The sequence below is a fragment of the Treponema sp. UBA7567 genome (assembly GCF_002476655.1).
Taxonomy (GTDB): domain Bacteria; phylum Spirochaetota; class Spirochaetia; order Treponematales; family Treponemataceae; genus Treponema_D.
In genome coordinates this window covers 5,886-10,631 of record NZ_DLLH01000004.1, presented here as the reverse complement: position 1 = coordinate 10,631, position 4,746 = coordinate 5,886, and the positions used below count along the sequence as shown (strand labels likewise).

General features: G+C 38.6%; 5 protein-coding genes. 2 read left to right on the top strand and 3 right to left on the bottom strand.

The features are described from left to right. Positions 1 to 140: 140 nt before the first annotated feature. Positions 141 to 554 carry a chorismate mutase gene (gene aroH / locus B3Y13_RS00280; protein ID WP_296022594.1) on the bottom strand — a complete coding sequence of 138 codons (414 nt, stop codon included), beginning with the start codon at positions 552 to 554 and terminating at the stop codon, positions 141 to 143. A gap of 61 nt (positions 555 to 615) precedes the next feature. Beyond that, the gene (locus B3Y13_RS00275; RefSeq protein WP_296668629.1) at positions 616 to 1,434 is read right to left on the bottom strand and encodes a hypothetical protein; all 819 of its coding nucleotides are present in this window, start codon (positions 1,432 to 1,434) and stop codon (positions 616 to 618) included. A 75-nt stretch (positions 1,435 to 1,509) separates the two neighbouring features. Here B3Y13_RS00275 and B3Y13_RS00270 point away from each other — a divergent pair, with 75 nt between their 5' ends. Further along, complete coding sequence (locus B3Y13_RS00270) at positions 1,510 to 1,929, top strand: hypothetical protein (RefSeq protein ID WP_296668627.1); 420 nt, start codon at positions 1,510 to 1,512, stop codon at positions 1,927 to 1,929. 9 nt (positions 1,930 to 1,938) lie between these two features. After that, positions 1,939 to 3,348 (top strand): CCA tRNA nucleotidyltransferase, encoded by a 1,410-nt coding sequence (locus tag B3Y13_RS00265; RefSeq protein ID WP_296668625.1) that lies wholly within the window; start codon positions 1,939 to 1,941, stop codon positions 3,346 to 3,348. Here the strand turns inward: B3Y13_RS00265 and B3Y13_RS00260 are convergent. Next, positions 3,341 to 4,639, bottom strand: a complete 1,299-nt coding sequence (locus B3Y13_RS00260) for a valine--pyruvate transaminase (protein WP_296022590.1) — start codon at positions 4,637 to 4,639, stop codon at positions 3,341 to 3,343. The two genes, B3Y13_RS00265 and B3Y13_RS00260, sit on opposite strands and share 8 nt — an antisense overlap. Between the last annotated feature and the right edge of the window lie 107 nt (positions 4,640 to 4,746).

Here is a 4,746-nt window from a genome sequence, read left to right as displayed (position 1 = left end):
AGATTACAAATCACGTGCTCTACCAACTGAGCTAAGGCAGCATTTTTATTTTTTTCGCTTGAGTTACTTAGTTACCCCTGCGATGTGTTTATATACTAGCAAACTGAAAAAAAACTGTCAATAGTCTTTTTATAATTTTTTTAAAAGTTTTTTAAATTTTTTTTTGCAAAGTCCGGACGGAGCTTTTCTCCGCCGTTTATATAAACAGGTTTTATCTTCGAGTTTGAACCGAGATACGCAGTAACGAGGATGCGGATCATTTTTTCAGGGCTGCCTTCAATTTCTGGTTCCTGGCTGCAGAACAAAGGTACATTAGAAACGTCAATGCCGCAGTTTTCTCCGCGCCTCAACGCCGCGGCAGGATTCATTGCTGTTAAGTCATTTGTCGAAGTAAATTGAATAGAAACGATATTTTCTGGCAAAACCTTATTTTCTGAAAAAAGTTTTGAGCACATTTCGACGACATTTTTTGCAATTGATTCTTTAGTATTTTCGCAGCCAGTTGCGCCGCGAATTCCAAAAAGCCTTAATTTCTTGCTAAAAAACAAATTCATTTTTAATTATCCTTATACGTAGAAACAAACGGTGGTTCGTCTGTTTTTGCCTGCGTTTTTTTTATTTTAAATCATTCAGCGCTTTCAATACTTCTGACGCGCTTGCATTTGAAAGAAGCGAATTGAGTTCCGGATACTGCTTAAGCATTTCGCCGATTTTTGAAAGTTTTTTTACTGAATTTTCATTTTCGATGATTTTTTGAGCATGCTGTTTTGCGTATTCGGCCAGATTTGCATCAATTTCGGACTGAAGCTTTTTATAAGATTCTTTTGCCAGGTTATAGAGATTTAAGTCAGGGACAGAAGCCTTTTTTATAAGAATTTCATCGACTGTCACAGAATCATATTTGTTGTTCAGATTAAGATTTTCGATAATTTCCGGCACATTGTAAGAAGCGATCACTGTATTTTCATTCATTTTTATAATGTACTGGCTCAATTCCTGTGAAATTTTTGCAGAAATTTTTTGAAGATATTCTTCAAGCGACTTTTGCCCTGTTAAATTCTGCGCAGCCACAAGTTTTATAAGATTTTCCGGTTTTACAGAAAGAAAAATTTCAAAGTCAAATGAATAGGAAAAATCAGGCTCGCCCTTAACAAGGCTTGAATAAATTTTTCCGGAAGGCAGTTCTCCTGAAAACGACTGCTCAAAGACACAGGATTTTTTTTCAAAAACATAAATTTCAGCGTTTTTTGGGATGACTTTTTCCCATCGCCAGCAAAATTTTTCATTTTCTATGATTTTTTGATACACGCCGGAAGTTTTTGACGTCATTACACCGTATTTCCCGACAGGAACCCTAAAACTTACAAAACCGAGATAAAAAACAAATCCCGCAAATAAAAGAATTATTATAAAGCTTATAAAACCCTTTTTCATACCAGCCCTTTTTCTGTATAATTTATTTTATAGATTAGAGATGATTTTATAACGAAACCAAAGCAGTTAGCAAGCATGGAAAAAGAACTGTCAGACAATAAAAAACTCCGAAAAGCTCAGCCGAAATGGAAAAATCTCAGATATTTTACAGTTTTCCGCAGATTGCCGCTGCTTCTTTCTCTTACGCGCCGCGCATTTATTTTTTTTAGCTGCGTCCTTGTTTCTCAGATTGTGCTCTTTTTTTCGGGAAATATTCAGAATTTTCTTGATGAGAATTTAAATCTCATTCTTTTTTCTATATGCTGCGCTTCAATCGGGACAGGATTTTTTGCCCTTGCAGCCTGCCTTGAGTGCATTTTTTACATTATTTCGACTAAAAAAATCTATTTTTATGTTCACCTTATAATTTTTATTGTATTTTTTATTCTGGCGGTTTTTATCTGCCTTGCTTCAAATTCGATAGAAATTCTTTCGGGCGGACTTGTGAAAAAGTGAGATTAAAATATGAAAAAAATTCAGATTCCCTATGAACTCAAAAAAATGAATTCGATTTTTAAAGAAGCTGGTTTTGAAGCGTTTTTAGTTGGCGGCGCTGTGCGCGACATTCTTCTTAACAAAAGCGCGAGCGACTGGGATTTGACGACAAATGCACATCCGCAAGATGTAATAAAACTTTTTCGTCACGTAATTCCGACAGGAATAAAGCATGGAACTGTAACAGTTCATTTTATGAAAAAAGAAATCGAAGTTACAACATACAGAGCCGACCAGGGATATTCCGACGGACGGCATCCTGACAAGGTGGTCTTTGCTGAGTCGATTGATGACGATTTGAGCCGCAGGGATTTTACAATGAACGCAATCGCGGCAAGCCTTGACGACGGACATTTGGTCGATCCGTTTGGCGGCCAGCTTGACATAAAAAACAGAACAATCAGAACAGTCGGAAATCCGCATGAACGCTTTATGGAAGACGGCCTGCGTCCTGTGCGGGCGCTTAGGTTTGCAAGCCAGCTGGATTTTTGCATAGAAACCTCTACATTTTTAGAAATTTCCAATTGCGAAGTTCAGAAAAAAATCAATTCAATTTCGATGGAACGTTTCCGCGACGAATTTTTGAAGATTTTAAAAAGTCCTCTTCCGTCTGTCGGCCTAAAACTTATGGAACAGACAGGAATTTTAAAGCTTTTTATTCCGGAGCTTGCAGAAGGCCGCGGTGTTACGCAGGCAGACGCGAGGGGGTTTCATCAGTTTGATGTTCTTGATCACAATATTTTTTCGTGCGATGGCGCTCCAAAAGACAATTATATTGTCAGAATTGCAGCCCTTTTTCATGATGTAGGAAAAGTAAGGGCAAGAACTGTAAGTTTTGAAGAAAATCCTGTGACGAAAGAAAAAATTGAAATAATTCATTTTTGGAAACACGAAATTTATTCGGCGGAAATTGCGGAAAAAGTCCTTGCAAGGTTAAAATTTTCAAATGCCGAAATCGAAAGAGTCTGCCACCTGATTCGCGAGCATATGTTTTATTATGAGCCGGAATGGAAAGATTCTTCTGTGCGCCGTTTTTTGGTTAGAGTGGGAAAAGGCTATCTTGACGACCTTTTTGAACTCAGGCTTGCCGACAACTATGGCAAAAATTGCGAAAAGGCAGAACCCGGCGACCCCGTAATTCAAAACATTCTTGAACTAAAAGAGCGGATTAAAAAAATCGAGGATGAACACTCGGCTTTGAGCTTGAAAGATCTAAAAGTGAATGGAAAAGACCTTATTGAAAGAGGAATTCAGCCTGGAAAAAAACTTGGCTTGATTTTAAATGAACTTTTCCAGGCCGTTCTTGATGATCCGTCAATGAACGACCGTGAAAAACTTCTGGCTGTTGCCGAAAAGCTCAACGAAAAGACGTCTATTTAGAAAATTTCCGGTAAGTTTCGGCGATTATCCTGATGCCTTCATCAACTTCATCCTCGTCTCCTGCGTAATTTATGCGAAGACATTTATTGAAGTGAGGATGTTCGCAGACTGGCGGAAGTCCGTGCTCTGTGTCGTCTCCAAAGAAAAAATACTCTCCCGGAACAACGATTACGCCTTTCTTTTTTAATTCAGAATAGAACTGCATTGTAGGAATTGAAAGCCCTTTTAAAAGCAGCCACTGAAAAATGGAGCCTTCGCTTTTGTGAACGGCATAGTCTGTTCCGGCAAAATATTTGTGGAAAGCCTGAGCTGCCTTTTTTGCCTTGTTTTCATAATACGGGCGGACAAAATTCTTTGCTTTTTCAACAAGGGCGCCTGTTTTTATGAGATTTTCTGCCAAAGCCTGTCCAAAAGACCCAGAAGCAAGGGCTGCGATTGCGTTCATGTTTCCGATTGCCGTTACGATTTCGGCAGGAGCGATTATAATTCCAGTACGAAGCGAAGGCAGGCCAATCTTGCTCAAACTCATGCTCAAAACAACATTGTCGTCATAATACGGGCTTGCATCGCTTGTAAAAATAATGTTCGGCCATGGAAGTCCGTATGCGTTGTCGATTATGAGCGGAATTGAATATTGCTTCGCAATTTTAGAAAGCCTGGTAATTTCAGAATCTGTAAGAACATTTCCTGAGGGATTTGTCGGCCGTGTTACGCAGATTGCTCCAACCTGAGAGTTTTTTTTCATATATTCTTCAAGAAGCTCAAAATTTACATGGTACTTAAAAGTATGATCGGCCTCTTCTTTCCATGTTGACGGAATTGAAACAAACATTTCTTTTTCGATTCCCTGATCCGCGTAACCGATATATTCCGGAGCAAGCGGAAATACAATTTTTTTTCTATTTTTAGAACCGTCAGAGCTGAAAGTTCCTGCCAAAAGGTTAAAAAGATAAAAACAGGCGCTCTGGCTTCCGTTGGAAATCGCAACATTTTCCGGTCCTATTTTCCAGCCGTAAGTTTTAGAAAGATATTCGGCGACTGTTTCGATAAAGGACATTCTTCCCTGAGGACTGTCATAAAGCCCGATAAGTTTTTCAAATTCATCGCCGTTGTTCATTATTTTTTGCATTTCCTGCCTGTACATTGCAGAAATTTCCGGAATCATAGCGGGATTTCCGCCGCCAAGCCTGTATGGTTTTACGTTTTTTGGAAGCGGCCTGCCTATGTCGTCCATCAATTGCAGTATTCCTGACTGGCTGCAAAGTTTTTTACCAAAATCACTGAAATTCATTTTTATTTCCATAAAAAAGTCAAGGTTAAAACTTCAGTTTTAGAATTGACTTTTTAAGTTGTTTCGCAACGAAAGTGAGAAACAAAAGATGATAAGAAAGTTTGCAA